A 21,736-nucleotide genomic window follows, 5' to 3' on the forward strand; every position below is an offset into this window, starting at 1 on the left:
CGGCCGGAGTCTCGGCGGCGTCGGCGGCCGGGGCCTCGGCAGTGGGGGCCTCGACGGCGGGGGCTTCCGCAGCGTCGGCAGCGACGGCGGCATCGGCGGCCGGCACATCGGTGCTCTTCGCGCGACGCGGAGCGCGCTTGCGCGGCGCCTTCGCCGGCTTCTCGGCGGGCTTCTCCTCGGCCGGGGTCTCGTCGACCGGCTGCGCAGCGGCGACCTCTTCGTCGGCGACGGGGGCGGGGTCCGCGGTGGGGGCCTCTTCGACGGGCGCCTCGGCGGCGGGCGCCTCGTCCGCGGGGGTGTCCTCGACGGGCGTCTCTTCGGTCGCGGGCGCGGCCAACTCGGCGGTGGCATCGGCGGTGGTCTCGTCGGCGACGGTGCCGCCGGTGGCGACGTCGTCGCCGGTCTGGATCTCGGAGATGGACTCCACGAGTTCTCCCTTTCAGATGTGGAAAGTCATAACCGCAGGTGGTTCCGTCCACGACAGATCCGGTTCCTCAGCGGGGTGTTCGCGCAGGCACAGAAGTTGCGCAGGCCCGTCAGAAGGGGGTGTGCGGTGGTTCGCAGATTGCGATGGAGGGCAGATTCACGTGATTACGTGGCATCCTCCGTATGGTCCTTCACTGTACCACCCCGGACATCGACGGCCAGCAGCAGGGGTTTCCATGGCGTGTCCGTGGACCGCGCCGCGAACTCGACCGCCTCGAGGCGGCGTCCGGGGCCGTCGGCCAGGACGAGCACGCTGGGGCCGGCGCCCGAGACGACGGCGGCGAAACCGGCGCCCCGGAGCGACTGCACCAGCGCGTCGGTCGCGGGCATCGCCTGCGCCCGGTACGACTGGTGCAGCTTGTCCTCGGTCGCCGCCATCAGCAGCTCAGGGCTCTGCGTGAGCGCCGCGATCAGCAGCGCGGACCGCGAGACATTGAAGACGGCGTCCTCGCGGGTGACGTGGAGCGGCGCGAGTCCCCGCGCGACCGACGTCGACATCGTGAACTCGGGAACGAACACGAGGGGCGAGACACCGCGGTGGACCGCGAGCTTCTTGTGCTGCGGACCGTCCTGGTCCATCCACGCGATCGTCAGACCGCCGAACAGCGCCGGGGCGACGTTGTCGGGGTGCCCTTCGAGTTCGGTGGCGAGGCGCAGCAGGGTCTCGGGCCCGAGGGTGACGTCCCCCTCGAGCAGTCCCTGCGCCGCGAGGAGGCCCGCGACCACGGCGGCCCCCGACGATCCCATGCCCCGGCCGTGCGGGATCACGTTGTGCGCGCGCAGTCGGATGCCGGGCATCGGCCTGCCGACGGCCTCGAACGCGTACGCCATCGACTTCACGACGAGGTGCGAGGCGTCCGTCGGCACGTCCGCGGAGCCCTCGCCGGTGACCTCGATCTCGAGCCCCGGCGCGTCGAGCGCGGTCACGACGAGCTCGTCGTGGACGCTCAGGGCGAGGCCCAGCGTGTCGAAGCCCGGGCCCAGGTTGGCGCTCGTGGCCGGCACGCGGACGGCGACGCTGCGCCCGGCGAGCGTCATCCCGCCACGCGCGTGAGGTCGAGCGCGGACGCGACCTCGCTGGTCGCGGCATCCACGACGAGCGGCTCGACCTGCGAGCCGTCGGCGTTGCGCAGCGCCCACTGCGGGTCCTTCAGGCCGTGGCCGGTGACGGTCAGCACGACCTTGGCGCCGTTCGGGATGACGCCGGCCTCGGCACGATCGAGCAGACCCGCGACGCTGATCGCGGAGGCCGGCTCGACGAAGACGCCGACGGTCCCGGCGAGCAGCTTCTGCGCCGCGAGGATGCGCTCGTCGTCGATCGCGCCGAACCACCCGTCGGTCGCCGCGCGGGCCTCGAGAGCGAGGTCCCACGACGCGGGGTTGCCGATGCGGATGGCCGAGGCGATCGTCTCGGGGTTCTTGACGACCTCGCCGCGCACGAGCGGCGCCGAACCCTCGGCCTGGAAGCCGAACATGCGGGGCACGCGCGTCGCGACGCCGCGCTCGGCCTCCTCGCGGTACCCGCGCGAGTAGGCGGTGTAGTTGCCGGCGTTGCCGACCGGGATGAAGTGGAAGTCGGGGGCGTCGCCGAGCTGGCTGACGACCTCGTAGGCGGCGGTCTTCTGCCCCTCGATGCGGTCGGGGTTGACCGAGTTGACGAGGTGCACCTTGTAGCCGACGGCGAGCTCGCGCGCGATCTCGAGGCAGTCGTCGAAGTTGCCGCGGATCTGGATGAGCTTGCCGCCATGGGCGACGGCCTGGCTGAGCTTGCCCATCGCGATCTTGCCCTCGGGCACGAGGACGGCCGCCGTGATGCCGGCGTGCGCCGCGTAGGCTGCCGCGGATGCCGAGGTGTTACCCGTCGAGGCGCAGATGACGGCCTCGGCGCCGTGCTCGACGGCACGCGAGAGCGCGACCGTCATGCCGCGGTCCTTGAACGAGCCGGTCGGGTTCATGCCCTCGAACTTGATGTAGACGTCGGCTCCGGTGATGCGCGACAGCGACGCGGCGGGGATGAGGGGGGTGCCGCCCTCGCCGAGCGTCACGACGGTCGAGGCGTCGGTGACGCCCAGTCGATCGGCGTACTCGCGGAGGACTCCGCGCCAGACGTGTGCCATGTCAGTCTCCTTCTACGCGCAGGACCGAGATCACCCGGCGCACGGCGCTGGTGGCAGCGAGCCGCTCGACGGTGTCGGCCAGGTCCTGCTCCCGGGCCGTGTGGGTTCCGATGACGAGGTGCGCGACGGCATCCCCGCCGTCCCGGACGACGGCGTCGCCCGAGGTGGTCTGTTCGACGGTCGCGATGGACACGTCTCCGTCGCTGAGGATCCCCGCGACGGTGGCCAGGACGCCCGGTCGGTCGTCGACCTCGAGCGTGATCTGGCAGCTGGTGCGGATGCGGCCGATCGGCACGATCGGAAGTCCGGCCCGCGTCGACTCGCCGACACCCGGCCCCCCGGCGACGTGACGACGCGCGGCCGAGACGACGTCGCCGAGCACGGCCGACGCGGTCTGCACTCCCCCGGCGCCGGCGCCGTAGAACATGAGGTCGCCGGCGGCTTCGGCCTCGACGAACACGGCGTTGTTGGCGCCGTGGACGGACGCCAGCGGGTGCTCGCGCGGGACGAGCGCCGGGTAGACGCGCACCGAGATGGCCTCGCCCGTGGGCGCAGCGTCGGGCTGGTCGACGAGACGCTCGCAGACGGCGAGCAGCTTCACGACGTAGCCCGCCTTGCGGGCGGCCTCGATGACGCCGGCATCCACCGCCGTGATGCCCTCGCGGTGCACGGCCTCGAGCGGGACGGTCGTGTGGAAGGCGAGGCTCGCGAGGATGGCGGCCTTCTGCGCCGCGTCGTAGCCCTCGACATCCGCCGTCGGGTCGGCCTCGGCGTACCCGAGCCGCTGCGCCTCGGCGAGCACCTCGTCGAAGCCGAGGCCCTCGCGGTCCATGCGGTCGAGGATGTAGTTCGTCGTCCCGTTGACGATGCCCATGATGCGGCGGACGCGGTCGCCGGCGAGCGAGTCGCGCAGCGGACGGATGATCGGGATGGCGCCGGCGACGGCGGCCTCGTAGGCGACGGTCGCGCCGACCTGGTCGGCGGCGTCGAAGATCTCACTGCCGTGGGTGGCCAGCAGCGCCTTGTTGGCGGTGACGACGTCGGCGCCGGAGGACAGGGCGTGGAGGATCCGGGTGCGCGCCGGCTCGAGACCGCCGGTGACCTCGATCACGATGTCGGCGCCGGCGATGAGGGTGTCGGCGTCGGTCGTGAACAGATCGCGCGGCAGGTCGGCCTCGCGCGGGGCGTCCACGTCGCGGACGGCGATCCCGACGAGGTCGAGCGGTGCACCGGCGCGGTCGGCGAGCTCGTCGGCGTGGGTCAGCAGCAGGCGAGCGACCTGGGAGCCGACGGCACCGGCTCCCAGCAGCGCGACGCGCAGGCGGCGGGGTTCGATCATGCGGACTCCTCGGTGGTGCGGGATGCGGCCGGTGCGACGCCGAGGTCGCGCGCCAGCAGGTCGTTCTCGTCCTCTCCGCGGACGATCAGCCGGGCGGCACCGCCGCCGACGGCGACCACGGGAGGGCGCGTCAGGTAGTTGTAGTTGCTCGCGAGCGAGAAGCAGTACGCGCCGGTCGCCGCGACGGCCAGCAGGTCGCCCGGGGCCACGTCGCCCGGAAGGTACTCCGCGCCGACGACGATGTCGCCCGCCTCGCAGTGCCGACCGACGACGCGCGCGAGCGCGGCGTCCGCGTCGCTGCGACGGCTCGCGATGCGGGCGCTGTAGTCGGCGCCGTACAGCGCCGTCCGCGCGTTGTCGCTCATGCCGCCGTCGACGCTCACGTACAGCCGCTCGAGGTCGTCCGAGACGCGGACGGGCTTCACCGTGCCGACCGAGTACAGGGTCACGCCGGCGCGGCCGACGATCGCGCGTCCCGGCTCGAACGCGAGTTCGGGAAGAGGGATGCCGCGGCTCGCGCACTCGCGGGCGACCGCCGCGACGATCCCCTCGGCGAGCTCCGCGATGGGGGTCGGGTCGTCCTTCGACGTGTAGGCGATGCCGAAGCCGCCGCCGAGGTTCAGCATCGGGACCTCGCCGCCCTCGCGCAGCCGCGCGTGGACCTCGACGACGCGGGCGGCGGACTCGGCGAACCCGGCCGTGCCGAAGATCTGCGAGCCGATGTGGCAGTGCAGCCCCGCGAAGCGCAGCGAAGGCAGCTCGCGGATGCGGGCGACCGCCGCCTCGGCATCCGTCAGGGCGAAGCCGAACTTCTGATCCTCGTGGGCGGTCGCCAGGAAGTCGTGCGTCTCGGCGTGGACGCCGCTGTTGACGCGGACGAGGACGGTCTGCACGACGCTTTGGGAGGCGGCCTCGGCCGCGATCCGCTCGATCTCGACGAGCGAGTCGATGACGATCGAGCCGACGCCGGCGCGCACGGCGCGGGCGATCTCGGGCAGGAGCTTGTTGTTGCCATGGAGTCCGAGACGGCGCGGGTCCGCGCCCGCGGCCAGGGCGACCGCCAACTCGCCGCCGCTGGCGACGTCGACGCCGAGGCCCTCCGCGGTCACCCAGCGCACGACGTCGGTCGTGAGGAACGCCTTGCCCGCGTAGTAGACCCGCGCCGTGCCGCCGTGGCGGGCCGCGGCATCCCGGAACGCCGTCAGCACCTCGCGGGCGCGGGCGCGGACGAGATCCTCGTCGACGACGTAGAGCGGCGTGCCGAACCGCTCGGCCAGCTCGGTCGCCGGCACGCCACCGAGGACGAGCGCGCCGGTGTCGTCGCGCGTCGCGCCGGCGGGCCAGACGGCCTCGACGAGCGCATTCGCATCATCCGGCTTCGAGAGCCACTCGGGCACGGCGGGACGGTCGGAGGCGGTGGACACGCAGGGGCACCAATCGGGTGGGAACGGGATAGTCGGGCGGTGTGGCCACGCCCCGACGGTGCCCACAGTCTAGGGCACCCCGGCCGCCGCCCCCGGCCCCGTGACGCTACGAGGCGTCGGAGCAGGAACCGGGCTGCTGCGCGGTCTCGTCGCGCAGAATCGCGCTGTCGATGTCGAAGGTCGCGACGACCCCGCGCTCCTCGACGGCGACGCCCGTCAGGGTGAGCGCCCGCGGCAAGTACTGCGCGAGGCACACCGGCCAGCTCTGCGCGAAGGACCCCACGAGCGGCCCGACCTGCTCGCGGAGCGCGTCGGCGCTCACGTCGACGTCGCCGAGCCGGAAGGTCGTCGGCGAGAGGACGAGGTCGCCGTCCTCCGCGGCCGCGGACAGGCGCACACCCAGTGGAATGGCGGCCCCGAACAGGTTCAGTTCCGTATCGAGGGCGACCTCGGGGGGCGCGAGGCGGAAGGCGTCCACCGGGAAACCGTCCACCCGCGACAGGATCGTGCGGACCTGGTCCTCGTCCAGCACGACGACGGCGCGGGCGCTGCTCCAGTCGCCGCCCCGGACCGGGGCATCCTGGATGTCGACCCGGACATCGCCCGAGATCCCCTCGACGTCGACATCGTCGGCGGACACGCTCATCTGAGCGATGCTGCCGACGGCGAGCTGGGGCAGGACGAGCCCGGGGATCTCGACGTCGATCGCCTGGTCCGCAGGCAGGCCGAGGTTCTCGATCAGCTGCGAGCGGACGACCTGCGGCACGATCGCCCGCGCCGCGAACTCCGCCGCGACCACCAGGGCGGCGAGCACCGCGACGACGACGATCACCACGACCCAGCCGCGGCGACGTCGGCGGGGCGCCGTGACGGTCGTCATGTCACATCCGCTCGGGCGCGCTCACGCCGAGCAGGTCGAGACCGTTGCGCAGCACCTGGCCGGTGGCGTCGTTGAGCCACAGACGCGTGCGGTGCAGGTCGGTGACCTCCTCGTCGCCGAGGGGCGTCACACGGCAGGAGTCGTACCAGCGGTGGTAGAGGCTCGCGAGCTCCTCGAGGTAGCGCGCGATGCGGTGCGGCTCGCGCAATTCGGCCGCGAAGGCGACCAGGCGCGGGAACTCCTGCAGGGCGCCGAGGAGAGCGGACTCGGCCTCGTGCGTGAGGAGCTCGGGGGCGAACGCGTCGCGCGAGACGCCGGAGTCGGCGGCGTTCCGAGCGACGTTGTGCGTCCGCGCGTGGGCGTACTGCACGTAGAACACGGGGTTGTCGTTCGTGCGCTTCTGCAGGATCTCGGGATCGAGCGTCAGCGGTGAGTCGGCCGGGTAGCGCGCGAGCGAGTACCGCAGCGCGTCCGTGCCGAGCCACTCGCGCAGGTCGTCGAGCTCGATGATGTTGCCCGCGCGCTTGGACAGGCGCGCGCCGTTGACCGACACGAGCTGCCCGATGAGCACCTCGATGTCCCTCTCCGGGTCGTCGCCGGCAGCCCCTGCGAGCGCCTTGAGGCGGTGCACGTACCCGTGGTGGTCGGCGCCGAGCAGATAGATCTTGTGCGCGAAGCCGCGGTCGCCCTTATTCAAGTAGTAGGCGGCGTCGGCGGCGAAGTAGGTGTACTCGCCGTTGGACCGACGGATGACGCGGTCCTTGTCGTCGCCGAAGTCGGTCGTGCGCACCCAGACCGCACCCTCGGCGTCGAACACGTGGCCCTGCGCGCGCAGGCGGTCGACGGCCTCGTCGACGAGGCTCGGGCCGCCGTCCGGCTTCTTCGCGTGGAGCGTGCGCTCGCTGAAGAAGACGTCGAAGTGCACGTTGAACTTCTCGAGGGATGCCTGGAGCTCCGCGAGCTGAAGTTCGTAGGCCCTGTCCCGGGCCACCGCGACGCGCTCGGCCTCGGGCAGGTCGCCCAGACCCGGCTCGGCGGCGGCGACCCGTGTCGCGAGGTCGTCGATGTACGCGCCGGCGTACCCGTCCTCGGGCGTCGGCTTGCCCTCGATGCGGGCGAGGACCGAGCGGCCGAAGCGATCCATCTGCGCACCGGCGTCGTTGATGTAGAACTCGCGCACGAGGGTCGCGCCGCTGGCCAGCAGCAGACGCGCGATCGCGTCGCCGAGCGCCGCCCACCGCGTGTGGCCGATGTGCATGGGACCGGTCGGGTTCGCGCTGACGAACTCGAGGTTGATCGTGTTGCCCGCCTGCGTGCGCCCGTGTCCGAAGCTCGCACCGGCGTCGACGATCGTCTTCGCGAGCGCGCCGGCGGCGGCGGCATCCAGTCGGATGTTGATGAACCCGGGACCGGCGACCTCGACCGAGGCGATCCCGTCGACGGCGGCGAGCGCGTCGGCGACCTCGGCCGCGAACTCGCGCGGGTTCGCTCCGATCTGCTTCGAGAGCTTCAGTGCGGCGTTGGAGGCCCAGTCGCCGTGATCGCGGTTCTTCGGACGCTCGACCGGGAAATCGGCGACGGTGAGCGCCTCACCGGCGCCGGGTCGTCGCGCCTCGACGAGCGGGAGGACGGCGGCGAGGAGGGCGGCGGAGAGGGCGTCGGGAGTCATAACCCGACAAGTCTACGGTCGGGAGGTCCTCACGCCGACGGCAGGACGACCCAGATGCGGGCTCCCCCGAGCGGCGAATCGTCTATCCCGAGGCGGCCGCCGTGGGACTCGACGATGCGACGGCACGTCGCGAGGCCGATGCCGCAGCCGGGGGCCTCGGCATTCGATCCGCGCTCGAGGGGCTCGAACACGAGCTCCCGCTCGGCGACCGGGACACCCGGGCCGTTGTCGTCGACGACGATGCGCACGCCGGACGCGACCGTTCCGACCGAGACGACGACCCGCGGGAGGCGACCGCCGGTCCCGGCGAACTTGACCGCGTTCCCGACGAGGTTCTGCACGAGGACGCTTGCCAGGGTCGGGTCGGCCTGGACGGGGACGGATGCCTCGACCGTCACCTCGGCACCGTTGTCCTCGCCCGCGCTGCGGAGGTCCTCCATCGTCGAGGCGACGAGCGGTTCGACGTCGACCGCGGTACGACGGATGGGCGATCCGCCGATGCGCGCGTAGTCCAGCAGCCGCGCGATCATCCCCGACATTCTGTCGGCGACCGATTCGGCGCGGGCGAGCGCGCGCGACGCCGCGGGGAGATCTGCGACCTCGGGGACGTCCGCGGCGAGCTCGATGTATCCGGTGAGCGCGGTCAGCGGGTTGCGGAGGTCGTGCGCGACCTGCGCCGCGAAGTTCTCGAGTTGCTCGTTCGACTCGCCGAGCTCCCGCGTGATGCGTCGCAGTTCGAGCACGTCGACGATCTGGCGCGCGATGAGGGCGAGCGCCGCACTCTCGTCCTCGGGGAGCTCACGGGGCACCTCGTCGAAGATGCAGATGGTGCCGATGGGCACCCCCATCGGGGTGATGAGCGGGCTCGAGGCGTAGAACTTGACGTTCGCGACCTCCCCGGTCACGAACGGATTGCCCGCGAAACGCTCGTCGAGGCTCGCGTCGGTGACGACGGTGTGACCCGGCTTGCGGAACACGACCGCGCACATCGAGTCCTCGCGGCTGCAGACGGCCGGCTCGATACCGACCGCCGCGATCTGATGCTGGAACCGATCGTCGATGAGGTTGATGACCGCGGTGGGGACGCCGCACACGGTGGCGGCCAGCTGCACCAGGCCTTGGAGGTCCGCTTCCGGGGCCTCGCCCAGCACGCGGTAGTCCTCGATGATCGCTCGCCGAATGGCGTCATCTGCGGTCTTCACCCGCACCTCCCCGATGTCCTACGCATCACCCTAATCACCCGATCGAGACCAGCGCTGCCCGATCGTCCCGCTGCGGATCGGATGCCGCGGCGGCGACCGCGTCGTCGGCATCGACGCGCGCGTCCACGACGAGTCGTCGCAGCGCCAGGTTCGCCCCGTAATAGCTGAGGAAGGCGCAGTCCGCGGCATCCCGCCCCGTCGCGATGCGCACCAGCCCGCGACGGTTCGACAGCCGGGTCGCGTCGACGACGAGCCAGCGCCCGTCGATCCACGCCTCGGCGACCGCGTGGAAGTCCATCGGGACGAGACCCGGTGCGTAGCACGCGACGTAGCGGGCGGGGACGTCCATCGCCCGCAGGAGCGCGATGACGAGGTGCGCGTAATCGCGGCAGACGCCCTGCCCCGTGGCGAGCGTCGTGACGGCCGAGTCGGTGCCGAGCGACAGACCGGGCGAATAGGTCACGGTCTCGGCGACGAAGGACTCGACGGCGGCGAGGAGGTCGGTGCCGCGGAGCCCACCGAACTGGCGGCGCGCCTGCGCGAACACGGAGTCCGACGGGGCGTAGCGGCTCGGCCGGAGGTAGACGGCGGTGTCGAGATCGGAGGCCGGAGCCACGGCGAGCGGCCCGTCGACGCGCGCCTCGTACCGCACCTGGACGGGGCCCGCCCCCACGCGGAGGCGGTGCAACCGCGTGCCCACGGCATCCGTCACCGTCACGGCGGGCAGATCCTCGCCGTTCCGCAGGATGCGGAGGCGCTCGTGGGCGAGCGGAGTGCCGGCGGCCACGGCGACGGAGAGGATGAGGTCGAGCTCGCCCTCGAGATCGAGGTCGAGTTCCGCCGTGACGACACGCTGCACCGAGCAATCCTCCCACGGTGAAGATCGTGCTCGGCGAGTTCGGGGATCATCGCTTACCCTCGTCGCATGACCTCTGAACGACGCGCTCGGGGGTGGGGACTGGGGATCATCGCCGTCGGAGTCGCCGCCATCGTCGCGCTCGCCGCGTGGCAGCCGTGGCGCAGCATCTCCGCCGTCGACGCCGCCTCCTCATCGGACGGCGTCTCCACCGTCGAGCCGCTCTCGCTCCCCGCCGACCCCGACGTGCTCGTCTTCGGCGACTCCTGGACCTACGGCGCGGCAGCGACCGTCCCCACGGACGGCTACGCGTACCGCCTCGGGCGGCTCACCGGATGGGACGTGACCGTCGACGGCGTGCGCGGCTCGGGCTACATGAAGCCCGGGTGGGACGGTCCCGACTTCCGCACGCGGGCCAAGTGGCTCGACCCGGCCGCCGACTACGACCTGATCATCATCCAGGGCTCCATCAACGACCGTCAGCAGGGCGAGCGCGGCTACCGCGAGGCCGTCGACGCCACCTGGGACGTCTTCGCCCGGCTGTACCCGCACGCGCAGATCGTGATCTTCGGGCCGACCCCGCACCAGTTCCCGATCGACGAGGGCACCACCCGCATCGACCGCGACCTCCAGGAGGCGGCCGCCGACCGGCACTGGTGGTACATCTCGCCGCTCCAGGAGCAGTGGGTCACCCCCGCCAACTACCTCGACGTGATCGACGTCGGCGCCGGCAAGCGGCATCCTTCCGACCGGGGTCACGCGTACCTCGCCGAGCGGCTTCAGCAGGCGCTCGTCGACCGCAGCGCGAGCACCGACGCCGTCGCCCCGACCGAGGACGAGTCGGCGCCCGTCCGGCCCTGACCTCTCACGGCCGGATGGCCTCGGCGATCGGCACGTCGCCGGTGTTGAACGAGACGGTCCGTCCGATCGTGGCCGGTTCCGCCAGCACCGCCGCGATCACGGCGGCGACGTCCGCACGCGGGACCGAGGTCCCCTCGTCGGAGCGGGCGTCGATCCTCCCCGTCGGCTCATCCAGGGTCAGCGCTGACGGCGCGAGGATCGTCCAGTCGAGGTCGGCGCCCCGCAGGTGTTCGTCCGCCGCCGCCTTCGCCTCGGCGTACGCGTAGAAGCCGTCCGACGGGTCGACCCCGTGATCCGGCCCGGCGCCGAAGTAGGACACCATGACGTAGCGGCGCGCCTCAGCGGCGACGGCCGCGTCGATCGATCGGATCGCGGCATCCCGATCCACCGCGTAGGTGCGCTCGGGCGAGCCGCCACCGGCGCCGGCGGACCAGACGACCGCGTCGCTGTCGGCCAGCAGATCGATGAGGGCGTCGAGATCGGATGCCGCGACGTCGGCGACGACCGGGCGGGCGCCCGTGCGGGCGACGTCCTGCTCGTGCTCCGGGTTGCGGATGACGGACGTGACGTCGTGTCCGGCCTCGACCAGGAGCGGCGCAAGCAGCAGCGCGACCTTCCCGTGTCCCCCGATGATCGTGATGCGTGCCATGTGGGCTCCCTTCCTACCGCCTCGACGCTACGGTGGACAGCCCCGGAGGCGCGTCCCCTTGCGCTTGTACGCTCGACGTGGAAGGGGCCGGTGGGCTCCCGATGCATCGACGAGGGGGAACACGGACGTGAGCGAGACGACGCCTCCCGGGTGGTATCCGGCTCCGCACGCCGGCAACGAACTCCGCTACTGGGACGGTGCCGCGTGGCACGCCGCTCCCCCGTTCCTCCCCGCCGACGCCGCCGCCGTTCCTCCGGCGCAGGGTCCCGTGCGCGCGTACGGCCCGGTGCCGCCGCACGCGCCCTACGGAGCGCCGCCGGCACCGTACGGAGCGCCGCCGGCGGGGTACGCACCGTACGGCGGCCCCGTCCTGGCGCCGAGCGCGCCGCAGGGGTGGGCGGTCGCGGCACTCGTGCTCGGCATCGCGGCCTTCTTGTCGGCGTGGATCCCGTTCCTCGGACTCCTCATCGCCCTGACCGGCGCCGTCATCGGCGTGATCGCCCTCGTCCGCCGGCAGCGCAAGGCGCTCGCGGTGACGGGCACGGTCCTCTCCGGCCTCGGACTGGCGTGGGCGCTCATCGTGTCGATCTCGATCGGCTCCCTGATCTGGGCACCGAGCCCGTCGTACAGCGATCCCGATGCGGGCGCGGCACCGGCACCCAAGGCATCCCCCTCGGACCGCGGCTTCGAGCCGTACGCCCCCGAGACCGGTCCCGGGTCCCTGGAGGACCCGCTCCCCCTGCCGTACGTGGCGGGTCCGTCGTCGCGCGACGAGTACCGTGCCGACGTCCGGCTCGTCGACGAGGACGCCACCGACGAGATCCTGGGGTGGAACGCCTACAACGAGAGGGACATCACCGGCATGCGGTACGTCCTCGTCGAGATGACGGTGACGGGACTCGATCCCGAGGGCATCGAGGCGTCGTACGCGTCGTACGACCTGTCGGTCGCGACCCCGGACGGGATGAGCTACCCGAGTGCGTACGTCGTGCCGCCTGACGACACGACGCTGCTGGTCGACCAGGGCACGATCGCCGAGGGCGAGACGGTCGAGGGTCTCGTCGCCTACCTCGTCCCGGAGGATGCGACCGACCTGCTGCTGTCGGACTACGCGAACTTCTACGCGTTCTGACCCGGCAGGGGGATGACGCGGCCCGCATCCCACGGCTCCTCCCAGCCGAGCCGGGTGAACAGGCCCGCCAGGATCATGGCGGTGAACCCCCACACGAGGCGGTCGCCGCGAGGTGTCGGGATGAGGAACGCGGGCCCTCGGAACTCGCCCCGGTCGCTCCGCACAACGGTGACGCCCCGGTGGGCGGGGTCGAGCAGATCGGCGACGGGAGCGCGGAACACGTCCGCCGACTCGGCCTCGTCCACGACGCGCACGGGTGACGGGCGGCGCCACCACGCGACCACGGGTGTCACGAGGTGGCGGGAGAACTCGAGCGGGATCGGCTCGAGCGTGCCGAGGACGTCGACCCCGTCGACCTCGAGCCCCGTCTCCTCCCACGCCTCGCGGAGGGATGCCGCGACGGCATCCGCATCCCCCGGATCGACCCGTCCGCCGGGGAACGCGACCTGTCCCGGGTGGGCGCGGAGCGTCTCGGCCCGGGACAGCAGCAGCACGTCGAGATCGCGGGAGACGGCATTTTCGGCCGCGTCGCGGTCGGCCGGCACCTCGTCGAGGACGCCGAACAGGATGAGCACCGCCGCCGGCCGGGCACCCGGCACCTCCGGCATCGAACGCAGCACCTCGAAACCCGGCTGGGCGGCGCCGCTCGCGACGGATTCGACGAGGCCGACGAGCTGCTCCCGCGCGGTCGGGGCGGAAGCGGAGGAGGTCATCGCTTCAGGCTAGGCGACGGCGCGGACGTGCGCGCGGGAGCGGCCGCACCGGTGATAGTCTCGATCGGTACGCCTCCGTAGCTCAGGGGATAGAGCGTTGGTTTCCGGTACCAGAAGTCGGGGGTTCGAATCCCTCCGGGGGCACACGGAAGCGAAGGGGACTCGGCATCGCGCCGGGTCCCCTTCGTCGTTCCACAGGACCTCAGTCCTCGCGCGAATCCTGGTCCTCGTCCGAATGGACGGGGTGGCCGAAGGGCGGCACGCCGCCCGGTACCGCGCCGTCGTGGGTGGGGAGCTCCACATCCGGCCCCTCGTACGCGTTGTCATCGATGCTGCGGTCGTCGCCGGTCATGTCGCCCTCCGTCGGTCGGTGTCCTCTGTGGACGTGACGCTAACGCGACGCTCGCGCGGATGCCCGGGGTTGACAGCGCGGCGCGTCAATCCGAGACGAGCTTGAGCCCGACGATGCACGCGACGAGGCCGAGGATGAGCAGGATCTTCACCACGGAGACCGACTCGGCGCCCGTCACCATCGCCCAGACCACGGTGAGGGATGCCCCGATGCCGACCCACACGGCGTACCCCGTCCCGGTGGGGATCTCGCGCAGCGCGAAGGCGAGACCGCCCATGCTGGCGACGAGCGCGACACCGAAGGTGACCGTCGGCCACAGCTTCGTGAAGCCTTCGGAGCGCCCGAGCGCGGTGGCCCACACGGCTTCGAGCATCCCGGCGACGATGAGAACGATCCACGACAACATCACTGACCTCCTGGCCAGTCTTGTCGCTCACCGGGTACTGAACCCTCGTCCGGGGGCCCGGTCGGGGCCCGCCGCCGAGTCTATCCAGGCTCCCTGTGCGAATCCGGTGCAGAGGCGATGGCGCCGCGCCACGTCGTGATGGCCCTGGCGGTGTCGCCGTCGACGTACGAGCTCAGCCACGCGTCGAGATCGAGCCGGCGGTACATGTCGCGGAAGGCGGACTCCGGCGTATGCCCGAAGCGGTCGAGGACGCTCAGACGCTCAGCGACGTCGAACGAACGGCTGTGGAGCTCCGCCATGGCCACGGCGTTGGCGAACGACGAGAGGTAGTCGCGGGTCGCGGCATCCTCGGTCACACCGGCGGCCTTCAGCAGGACCGCAGCCAGCAGGCCGGTCCGATCCCAGCCTGCGCCGCAGTGGAAAAGGATGCCGCCCGTAGGGGCTCGAGCGATCGCCTCGAGGGCACCCGTGAGCCGATGCGGCAGCTCCCCGACGTGGTCCAGGTAGTACAGCGGAGTTCCCCACTGTGCGTCCTTCTCGCGAGATTCCCAGAAGTGCCGTTCGTTCCCGTCGAGATCGACATGCCGGACGGCGATGTCGCGGGGGACGGACGCCGTTCGTTCACTCGGACGGCGGAGGTCGACGATGGTTCCCAAGCCATGCGCTCGGAGGCGATCCCACCCGGCGTCGGTCACACGGTCGAGCGTCTCAGCCCGCATGAAGACGCCGGTCGGCGTGCGGGAACCGTCCGTCCGTTCGAGCCCACCGAGGTCTCTCGCGTTGGCCAACCCATCGATCCCCAGAGCCGTCTGCATGTGGCGATCCTGCCACGCCGGGGGGGGTGGCACCGTGCCGGAAGCGATGTCGGAACCCCCTCCTAGTCTGGGACTATGTCCAGTTCAGCCGATCGTCGCGATGAGGTCCCGGAGGGGATCCCGTCGACGCTTGACTGGGTGGTGCTGAGTGCGGACATGGCGACCATCCATGCCGCGCAGCGGTACGCGTGCATCGTCGAGTTGTGGGATGACGCGATCGCCGACGCGCGCCGTCGGGACGAGCCGGTCGCGTTCGTGGAACGGTCGGTGCGGCTCGAAGTCGCCGCCGCGTTGCGGATCACCGAGCACGCCGCGGGACGGTTGATGGGTGTCGGGCACGCGCTGCTGCGCCGGTACCCGCAGGTGTGGGAGGCGATGAGCCGTGCGGACATCACCGACACCCACGCGACGATCATCGTCGACGGGCTCGACCAGCTCGACGACGTGACCGCGGGGCTCGTGTCTGAGGTGCTGAGCCTGGCCCAGGAGCTGCCGACCGGGCCGTTCCGGCGGGCGATGAAACGCATCGTCGACCGCGAGCAGGAAGCCACCCTCGCCGAGCAGCACGCCGCGGCCGTCGCGCACCGGCACGTGCGGGTGGATGCGGGGGTGGATGGGATGGCATGGCTCACCGCACACCTCCCCGCAGTGGAAGCGCATGCGATCGCCGGACGTCTCACCGCGATCGCGAAGACTCTCGATTCCGCCGACGATGAGCGGACGTTGGATCAGAAGCGCGCGGACGTGTTCGGGGATCTGCTCCTCGATGGGGAGACGGACGCGCTCCCCGACTCCGCACGCGGGATCCGTCCCACCGTCGCGATCACCGTCCCCGCCCTGACGCTTCTCACCGGTGACGGCCCGGCCGCGCAGGTCGACGGTGTCGGCCCGATCCCGCTCGATAAGGCGCGGGAACTGTGCGGGGCGGCGTCGGGGTGGATGCGGGTGCTCACCCACCCCGAAACCGGGGTCGTCCTCTCCGTCGGGCGAGAGCAGTACCGGCCACCCGCCGACCTGCGACGGCTCGTCACCTGGCGGGCCGCGCGGTGCATGGCCCCCGGCTGCGGGATCCCCGCCGACCGGTGCGACCTCGACCACACCGTCGACTGGCACCACGGCGGGAGCACCGCCGCCGACAACCTCGCACCGCTGTGCCGCGGGCATCACACCCTCAAACACCACTCCGACTGGCAGGTCAGAGCAAAACCCGGCGGCGCACTCGAATGGACCTCACCCGCTGGCCGGGTCTACCTCGTGAGGCCCGAACGCCGCATCCCCACCTTCACCACCGACCCACCCGGACCACCACCGTTCTGACGGCCGACATCATCCCCGAGGATGACCCCGGCCACCCTTGCGAAGGACGCGCCGGCGAGCGCCGGTTCGTAGCGTCGGAGTATGGCTACCGCGACCCTCTCCACACGCTCGCATTCCGTCGCCCGCTCGGGCGGCGCGGCCTCGGCGGCCGTGCTGTCGGTGCTCGGCACGATCGTCGCCATCGGCATCGCGGCGATCGGTCTGCTCGTGGTCCCCGTCGCCCTCCTGGTGACCTTCGGCGCGTCCCTGCTCGCCCGGTTCTGACACCCGGCGCGGCAGGGTGCGGCATCCGCACCGGCTCAGCGATGCCCGCATACGGAACTGCCGTCGCACGAAGACGGACATCCTCGTGCGACGGCAGGCCTTGCGTCGGGCGGACTCAGCCGCCCGACGGGTTCTCGATGGGGGTACCGTCCTCGTCCGTCGTGACGGGCGGGTTCTCGTCGGGCGATCCGCCGGACGCGGTGTCGGCGTCAGCGCCCTCGTCGGGGACACCCTGCGTGTTGTGCTCGTCCGAGCCGTTCGTGTCGCTCATCGCGGTCCTTCCGGTCGTTGTCGGTCACGTGCCGGCGACGCTACGCAGCCGCCCGCGTCCCGCTCAGGGCCTTGACAGACCCGATCCGCCGGCGACACTCAGAGGTCGACGGTCGCGTTACGCCCCTCGTACGGCTCACCGGTGATCTTGGACTTGACGAGGCTGACCACCGAGGCGACGACCCCTCCCGGGCTGCTCCAGTACTCCCCCGACACCGCATCGATCTTCAGCAGCGTGACGTTCGGGTCCTCGGGCCCGTCGGGGAACCACGCCTCGACGGCGGGCGTCCAGTACTCGCGCAGCCGCGCGAGGTCGTCGACCACCTCCGCGTTGCCGGCGATCGACACCCAGGCATCGTTCGTGCTCAGCGCGACGCCGACCTGAGGACGGGCGGCGACATGCGCGACGACGGACGAGTCACGACCGACGATGAACCACAGGTCGCCGTCGAACTCGCGATCCTGCACCGTCAACGGCCGCGCCGTGTGGGCACCCTCCTCGTTCATCGTGGTGACCATCGCGAAGCGGAACTTCGGCAGCAGGTCGATCAGTGTCGCGTGCGGATCCTTCTCATCGGCCATGAGGCCCTCCTTCGTCTCTCCGCCAGGCTCGCACCGGGGTGCGACGCGATCGCAGGGCTTGACACCCTCGATCGGATGCGCGACGCGAGGTATCGCTCCCGCCCGACCCGTGCCAGGCTCGGGCCATGGCGACGCGCTCGTTCCGCACCCTTCTCGCAATCACCGGGACCGTCGCCGTCGCGGCGTACGCCGCCGTGTTCGTCCTCCAGATCGCCGTCTGGAACCCGTTGGCAGCCGCACCCGGACTCACCCTCGACGAGATCCGCGAGGCTGCGGCATCCCGCGGCGAGGCCGTGTTCACCCCCGTCCCCTGGGTGTTCGCCGCAGTCGGTGTCGGCCTCGCGCTGCTCGTCCTGGTCCCGGCCCTCATCGTCCGCCACGCCTCGACCCGCGCCGTCGCCGCCGCGTACCTCGCGATCATCGTCGGCGGAGCGCCCGCGTACGTCATGGCCTCGTTCGGACCCGGGATGTCGCTCGCCGACACGTTCATGATCGGCGGCGGGGATCACGCCCCCGGCGGCGCCGTGCTGATGGCGGCGAGCGCCGTCGCCGCGATGGCCCTGGTCGTCTGGGGTGTCGCGCACGCGACGTCGGCGCGCGCGACGGCATCCGCTTCTCCCGCCTGACGGCCCGGGTCAGGGCGCCGGAACGAGGAAGACCGCGTCGAGCAGTCCCGGGTTGTGGGCGTGGACGAGCACACCGAACACCACCGCATCGAACAGCAGGTGCACCGTCACGACGTAGGCGAGCGACTTCGTCCGCAGGAAGATGACGGCCTGCAGCAGCGCGAACGGGATCGTCAGCACGGGACCCCATGCGCGGTATCCCAGCTCCCACAGGAACGAGACGAACACGATCGCCTGCAGCACGTTCGCCGTCGCATCCGCGAAGTGACGGCGCAGCAGGGCGAAGCACGTGCAGATGAAGAACAGCTCGTCCCAGATGCCGACAGCGCCGACACCGACGAACAGGCGCGCGATGAGGTCGGGGGTGTCCACGACGGGCCAGTTCTCGTAGACGCCCGACGTGATGAAGTAGAACGGCAGGATCAGCCACCCGAGCACGAGGACCGCGACCAGCCAGGCCCACTGCCACAGCGTCCACCGCCCGCCGCCGCGCCAAGGGAACCGGATCGCATGGTCCCGGTAGACGAACCGCGACACGAGGTAGGGCACGAGGACCGCGCCGCCGAGCGCCAGGGTGAAGCGCACCATCGCCGCGTCGTCGAGCTCGGCCTTCAACGGGATGACACTGACGATCAGCATCCCGATCGCGATGAGCGAGAGGTCGCGCGTGAGCGACGGGGTCCGGGCGACGCCCACCTGCGTGGACGACTCGAAGGTCGACCCCACCGAGACGACCTCACCACCACGCCCGCGCTCCATCAGCGCAGCGCTCCCGAGTCCCGCGGCGAGCAGAATCCACCCGAGCCAGGGCGTCAGCAGCACGAAGAACGCCGGTGCCGCAAGGCAGACGAGCAGCGCCGGCACGAGACGCACACCGACGAGCGGACGTGCTCCTGCGTGGGCGCGCACCATCACGGCGTCCGCGGCCGGCGGCGGTACGTCAGGTCGCGGATGTCGCGCCCCTTGGCGATGCCCTTGCGCTCGAACGCGGTCATGATGCGACCCTCGAACCGCGCCGCCCACTCCCCGTCGAAGGTCGCCTCGAACTCCTCTGCGCCGGCGAGGACCTCGCGCATCTGCAGCGCGTAGTCCTCCCAGTCGGTCGCGAGCCGCAGCACCCCGCCGTCCCGCAGCGCGCGGGCGGCGAGCGCGGGGAACCCGTCGGCGATGAGCCGGCGCTTGTTGTGCTTGGTCTTGTGCCACGGGTCGGGGAAGAAGATCCACACCTCGTCGACGGATGCCTCGGGCAGCAGGTGCTCGAGGACTTCGGGCGCGTTCGCCTCGACGAGCCGCAGGTTCCGCACGCCCTCACGGTCGGCGTCGAGCATCGTGCGGGCGAGCCCGGCGCGGAACACCTCGACGGCGATGAAGTCGGTGGCCGGGTCGGCCGCCGCGGCGTGCACGATCGCGTGCCCCTGCCCGGAGCCGATCTCGACGACGAGCCGGGCCGCGCGGCCGAACTCGGCGGCGGGGTCGATCGTGGAACCGGGGCGGATGCTGGTGGCCGCGGCATCCCGCTCGACCTCGAGCAGGTACGTGCCCGAGAGCTCGTCCCACGCGCGCTCCTGTGCATCGCTCATGCGGCCGCTGCGCCGCACGAACGACACCGGCTTGTCACGGAAGCGCGGCGCGGCCTCGGGCGCATCGGGGTCGGGCATGCGACCAGGGTATCCCGCGGTGTCCCGCGCCCCCGCGGGCCGGCCCTTGCGTCGCCCGCTCATGCGGTCACGAAGTCGATGAGTTCCTCGACGCGGCCGAGGAGGGCGGGGTCGAGGTCGCGGTAGGTCGTGACGGACCCGAGGATGCGCTGCCAGTTGTGGGCGATGTCGGTCTGGTCCTCGGCCGGCCAGCCGAGGGCGCGGCTGACGCCCTTCTTCCACTCGATCCCCCGCGGCACCTCCGGCCAGGCGGCGATGCCGACCGCGCGCGGCAGCACGCACTGCCAGACGTCGATGTGGGGATGTCCGACGATCTTCAGGAACGGTCCGTGCGGACCCCGCAGGATCTGCTCGGCGATGCGCGTCTCCTTCGACCCCGGGACGAGGTGGTCGACGAGCACGCCGTAGCGACGCTCCGCACTCGGCGGCTCGGCACGGAGCAGATCCTCCAGCAGGTCGACTCCCTGCAGGTACTCGACCACGACCCCCTCGATGCGGAGGTCGTCGCCCCAGACCTTCTCGACGAGTTCGGCGTCGTGGCGACCCTCGACGAGGATGCGCGAGGCCCGGGCGACGCGCGCCCGCGCCTGCGGGTCGGCGAAGGACCCGGATGCGGTGCGGGTCCGTCCTGCGGGGGCTGCGGCGCGGGGCGGGACGAGGTGAACGGGCCGACCGTCCACGAGGAACCCGCCGCCGATCGGGAACAGCCGCACACGGCCGTGCCGGTCCTCGAGCTCGACGTGGCCCGCCGTCACGCCGGTCACGGCACCCACGAAGTCGTCCAGCGCGACCTCGACGACGAGACCCCGCTCGGCGGGGACCGTCGCCACCGTGGGCCGCCCCTTGTCGCGCCATCCCGCGGCGAGCACGTCGCTTCCATACCGGTCGTCCATCGGCACCTCCGAACCGGGAAGCCTAGAGGAGGAACACAGAGCGAACGCACAGGCGCTCCGGTCGGATGCCGGTACCGAGGCATACGGGTCGCGGCATAGACTCGCGACAGGCGGTTCCGACCGCATTCAAGCGACTCCCGGAGGTCTGGACGATGCCATCCCGCCTGACGTCCGTCGTGGCGGTGTCGCTCGCGGTCCTCTTCGGCGGCGCCGTCGCCGCACCGGCCGCCGCGACCGAGCCGGTCACCCTCGACGAGACCCGTGTGCTCGACGCATCCGACGTCCTCACGGACGCGCAGGAAGCCCGCCTCGACGCCCGTCTCGCGCAGCTGCAGGACGACACCGGCCTCGGCCTGTGGGTCGTCTACGTCGACGACTTCACCGATCCGTCGAGCGCCGAGGACTGGGCGAACGCGACCGCCGAACGCAACAACCTCGGTCCGAACCAGTACCTCCTCGCGGTCGCGACCGAGGGGCGCGCGTACTACCTCTCCGCCGACTCGAGCGGCCCGATCTCCCCGGACGCCGTCGCACGCATCGAGCAGGAACGCGTGCTCCCCGCCCTGAGCGACCGCGACTGGGCGGGCGCCGGCACCGCCGCGGCCGACGGGCTCCAGGAGGCCCGGTCCGGGGGCGGTGGCGGCGGACTCGTCTGGGTCTTGGTGATCGTCGTGGCTGCGCTGGCGGCCCTCGTCGTGTGGGCGCTCGTGCGGCGTCGACGCCGCGGGGCGGGTGCGGCATCCGGCAAGGCCCAGGTCCCGCTGGAGGAGCTCGAGCGACAGGCCGGCGCAGCCCTGGTCCGCACCGACGACGCCATCTCGACGAGCGCGCAGGAGCTCGGCTTCGCGAAGGCGGAGTTCGGAGATGCCGCGACGGGCGAGTTCGAACAGGCGATCGCCGCGGCGCGCGCCTCGCTGCAGCAGGCGTTCGCCCTGCAGCAGAAGATGGATGACGAGACGCCCGACTCCCCCGAGCAGCGCCGCGCCTGGTACGAGGAGATCCTCGCGCGCTCGCGCGCCGCCGAGGCGGCCCTGGCGGAGAAGGCGGGCGCGTTCGAAGCCCTGCGGGACCTCGCCGCGAACGCCCCCGAGGCGCTCGCCCGCGTGCAGCAGCGCCGCGCCGAGGTCGGCGCGCGGGCCGCGGAATCGGACGCCCGGCTGACGCAGCTCCGCGCCGCCTACCGCGCAGAGGCGCTGAGCGCCGTCGCCGACAACCCCGACCAGGC

The 21,736-nt window shown here is 71.9% G+C and carries 24 protein-coding genes, 1 tRNA gene, 1 pseudogene and 1 riboswitch; of the genes and pseudogenes, 7 read left to right on the top strand and 19 right to left on the bottom strand.

Translation table 11 applies throughout. The annotated features are described in order from the left end of the window. The 9 genes and pseudogenes from NH287_RS11625 to NH287_RS11665 all read right to left on the bottom strand — a co-directional run. Nucleotides 1-427 (bottom strand): annotated as a pseudogene (locus tag NH287_RS11625) (transcription termination factor Rho); the annotation flags it as partial. A 164-nt stretch (nt 428-591) separates the two neighbouring features. Further along, nucleotides 592-1,524 (bottom strand): homoserine kinase, encoded by a 933-nt coding sequence (gene thrB, locus NH287_RS11630; RefSeq protein ID WP_064001473.1) that lies wholly within the window; start codon nt 1,522-1,524, stop codon nt 592-594. Further along, entirely contained in the window at nt 1,521-2,603 is a 1,083-nt protein-coding gene (thrC, locus tag NH287_RS11635; protein WP_253035758.1) for a threonine synthase, read from the bottom strand. The genes thrB and thrC overlap by 4 nt, the downstream gene beginning before the upstream one ends. Before the next feature lies 1 nt (nt 2,604). Then, complete coding sequence (locus NH287_RS11640; protein WP_064001471.1) at nt 2,605-3,942, bottom strand: homoserine dehydrogenase; 1,338 nt, start codon at nt 3,940-3,942, stop codon at nt 2,605-2,607. After that, nucleotides 3,939-5,366: a diaminopimelate decarboxylase gene (gene lysA / locus NH287_RS11645; protein WP_253035759.1), complete on the bottom strand. Its 1,428-nt coding sequence runs from the start codon at nt 5,364-5,366 to the stop codon at nt 3,939-3,941. The genes NH287_RS11640 and lysA overlap by 4 nt, the downstream gene beginning before the upstream one ends. A 106-nt stretch (nt 5,367-5,472) precedes the next feature. Next, entirely contained in the window at nt 5,473-6,246 is a 774-nt protein-coding gene (locus NH287_RS11650; RefSeq protein WP_253035760.1) for a DUF2993 domain-containing protein, read from the bottom strand. 1 nt (nt 6,247) lies between these two features. Continuing rightward, nucleotides 6,248-7,915, bottom strand: a complete 1,668-nt coding sequence (locus NH287_RS11655; protein ID WP_253035761.1) for an arginine--tRNA ligase — start codon at nt 7,913-7,915, stop codon at nt 6,248-6,250. 29 nt (nt 7,916-7,944) lie between these two features. Then, nucleotides 7,945-9,117 (bottom strand): GAF domain-containing sensor histidine kinase, encoded by a 1,173-nt coding sequence (locus NH287_RS11660; protein ID WP_253035762.1) that lies wholly within the window; start codon nt 9,115-9,117, stop codon nt 7,945-7,947. Nucleotides 9,118-9,151: 34 nt separating this feature from the next. Further along, nucleotides 9,152-9,976, bottom strand: a complete 825-nt coding sequence (locus NH287_RS11665) for a transglutaminase-like domain-containing protein (protein ID WP_253035763.1) — start codon at nt 9,974-9,976, stop codon at nt 9,152-9,154. 66 nt (nt 9,977-10,042) lie between these two features. Between NH287_RS11665 and NH287_RS11670 the strand changes: the two genes are divergently transcribed. Further along, nucleotides 10,043-10,834 (top strand): GDSL-type esterase/lipase family protein, encoded by a 792-nt coding sequence (locus tag NH287_RS11670; RefSeq protein WP_253035764.1) that lies wholly within the window; start codon nt 10,043-10,045, stop codon nt 10,832-10,834. A gap of 4 nt (nt 10,835-10,838) precedes the next feature. Here the strand turns inward: NH287_RS11670 and NH287_RS11675 are convergent, their stop codons facing one another. After that, on the bottom strand, nt 10,839-11,483 hold the full coding sequence (locus NH287_RS11675) for an NAD(P)H-binding protein (protein WP_253035765.1): 645 nt from the start codon (nt 11,481-11,483) through the stop codon (nt 10,839-10,841). 127 nt (nt 11,484-11,610) lie between these two features. On the opposite strand from NH287_RS11675, the gene NH287_RS11680 reads away from it, so the two are divergent. After that, a complete protein-coding gene (locus NH287_RS11680) occupies nt 11,611-12,615 on the top strand; it encodes a DUF2510 domain-containing protein (RefSeq protein WP_253035766.1) in 1,005 nt (334 codons plus the stop codon). Here the strand turns inward: NH287_RS11680 and NH287_RS11685 are convergent. Then, on the bottom strand, nt 12,603-13,328 hold the full coding sequence (locus NH287_RS11685; protein ID WP_253035767.1) for a CoA pyrophosphatase: 726 nt from the start codon (nt 13,326-13,328) through the stop codon (nt 12,603-12,605). The genes NH287_RS11680 and NH287_RS11685 overlap by 13 nt on opposite strands. Before the next feature lie 71 nt (nt 13,329-13,399). Between NH287_RS11685 and NH287_RS11690 the strand changes: the two genes are divergently transcribed. Continuing rightward, nucleotides 13,400-13,472: transfer RNA gene (locus tag NH287_RS11690), tRNA-Arg, on the top strand. A gap of 58 nt (nt 13,473-13,530) precedes the next feature. Here NH287_RS11690 and NH287_RS11695 read toward each other — a convergent pair. From NH287_RS11695 to NH287_RS11705, 3 genes are all read right to left on the bottom strand, one after another. Continuing rightward, entirely contained in the window at nt 13,531-13,680 is a 150-nt protein-coding gene (locus NH287_RS11695; protein ID WP_253035768.1) for a hypothetical protein, read from the bottom strand. An 85-nt stretch (nt 13,681-13,765) separates the two neighbouring features. Then, complete coding sequence (locus NH287_RS11700; protein ID WP_217531235.1) at nt 13,766-14,083, bottom strand: multidrug efflux SMR transporter; 318 nt, start codon at nt 14,081-14,083, stop codon at nt 13,766-13,768. Between the two features lie 12 nt (nt 14,084-14,095). Next, nucleotides 14,096-14,159, bottom strand: a riboswitch (guanidine-III (ykkC-III) riboswitch). Between the two features lie 7 nt (nt 14,160-14,166). Beyond that, nucleotides 14,167-14,901, bottom strand: a complete 735-nt coding sequence (locus NH287_RS11705) for a tyrosine-protein phosphatase (protein WP_253035769.1) — start codon at nt 14,899-14,901, stop codon at nt 14,167-14,169. 75 nt (nt 14,902-14,976) lie between these two features. Between NH287_RS11705 and NH287_RS11710 the strand changes: the two genes are divergently transcribed. Together NH287_RS11710 and NH287_RS11715 are read left to right on the top strand one after the other, a co-directional pair. Next, nucleotides 14,977-16,218, top strand: coding sequence for an HNH endonuclease signature motif containing protein (locus NH287_RS11710; RefSeq protein WP_253035770.1), 1,242 nt, complete (start codon nt 14,977-14,979; stop codon nt 16,216-16,218). Between the two features lie 81 nt (nt 16,219-16,299). After that, nucleotides 16,300-16,482: a hypothetical protein gene (locus tag NH287_RS11715; RefSeq protein ID WP_253035771.1), complete on the top strand. Its 183-nt coding sequence runs from the start codon at nt 16,300-16,302 to the stop codon at nt 16,480-16,482. Nucleotides 16,483-16,597: 115 nt separating this feature from the next. Here the strand turns inward: NH287_RS11715 and NH287_RS11720 are convergent, their stop codons facing one another. Together NH287_RS11720 and NH287_RS11725 are read right to left on the bottom strand one after the other, a co-directional pair. Then, nucleotides 16,598-16,753 carry a hypothetical protein gene (locus NH287_RS11720; protein WP_197471560.1) on the bottom strand — a complete coding sequence of 52 codons (156 nt, stop codon included), beginning with the start codon at nt 16,751-16,753 and terminating at the stop codon, nt 16,598-16,600. A 98-nt stretch (nt 16,754-16,851) separates the two neighbouring features. Next, on the bottom strand, nt 16,852-17,334 hold the full coding sequence (locus NH287_RS11725; RefSeq protein WP_253035772.1) for a pyridoxamine 5'-phosphate oxidase family protein: 483 nt from the start codon (nt 17,332-17,334) through the stop codon (nt 16,852-16,854). A 125-nt stretch (nt 17,335-17,459) separates the two neighbouring features. Between NH287_RS11725 and NH287_RS11730 the strand changes: the two genes are divergently transcribed. After that, entirely contained in the window at nt 17,460-17,960 is a 501-nt protein-coding gene (locus NH287_RS11730; RefSeq protein ID WP_253035773.1) for a hypothetical protein, read from the top strand. 9 nt (nt 17,961-17,969) lie between these two features. Here NH287_RS11730 and NH287_RS11735 read toward each other — a convergent pair whose 3' ends face one another. From NH287_RS11735 to NH287_RS11745, 3 genes are read right to left on the bottom strand one after another with little or no spacing between them, the layout of a single operon-like run. Then, the gene (locus NH287_RS11735; protein WP_253035774.1) at nt 17,970-18,872 is read right to left on the bottom strand and encodes a CPBP family intramembrane glutamic endopeptidase; all 903 of its coding nucleotides are present in this window, start codon (nt 18,870-18,872) and stop codon (nt 17,970-17,972) included. Beyond that, on the bottom strand, nt 18,872-19,618 hold the full coding sequence (gene trmB, locus NH287_RS11740) for a tRNA (guanosine(46)-N7)-methyltransferase TrmB (protein ID WP_217531153.1): 747 nt from the start codon (nt 19,616-19,618) through the stop codon (nt 18,872-18,874). The genes NH287_RS11735 and trmB overlap by 1 nt, the downstream gene beginning before the upstream one ends. 59 nt (nt 19,619-19,677) lie before the next feature. Further along, the gene (locus NH287_RS11745; protein WP_253035775.1) at nt 19,678-20,511 is read right to left on the bottom strand and encodes a DUF3097 family protein; all 834 of its coding nucleotides are present in this window, start codon (nt 20,509-20,511) and stop codon (nt 19,678-19,680) included. A 152-nt stretch (nt 20,512-20,663) separates the two neighbouring features. Between NH287_RS11745 and NH287_RS11750 the strand changes: the two genes are divergently transcribed. Continuing rightward, the coding region (locus NH287_RS11750) for a YgcG family protein (protein WP_253035776.1) at nt 20,664-21,736 on the top strand (1,073 nt) is incomplete at its 3' end.

Source organism: Microbacterium sp. CnD16-F, assembly GCF_024124465.1.
In the GTDB taxonomy this organism is placed as follows: Bacteria; Actinomycetota; Actinomycetes; order Actinomycetales; family Microbacteriaceae; genus Microbacterium; species Microbacterium gawkjiense.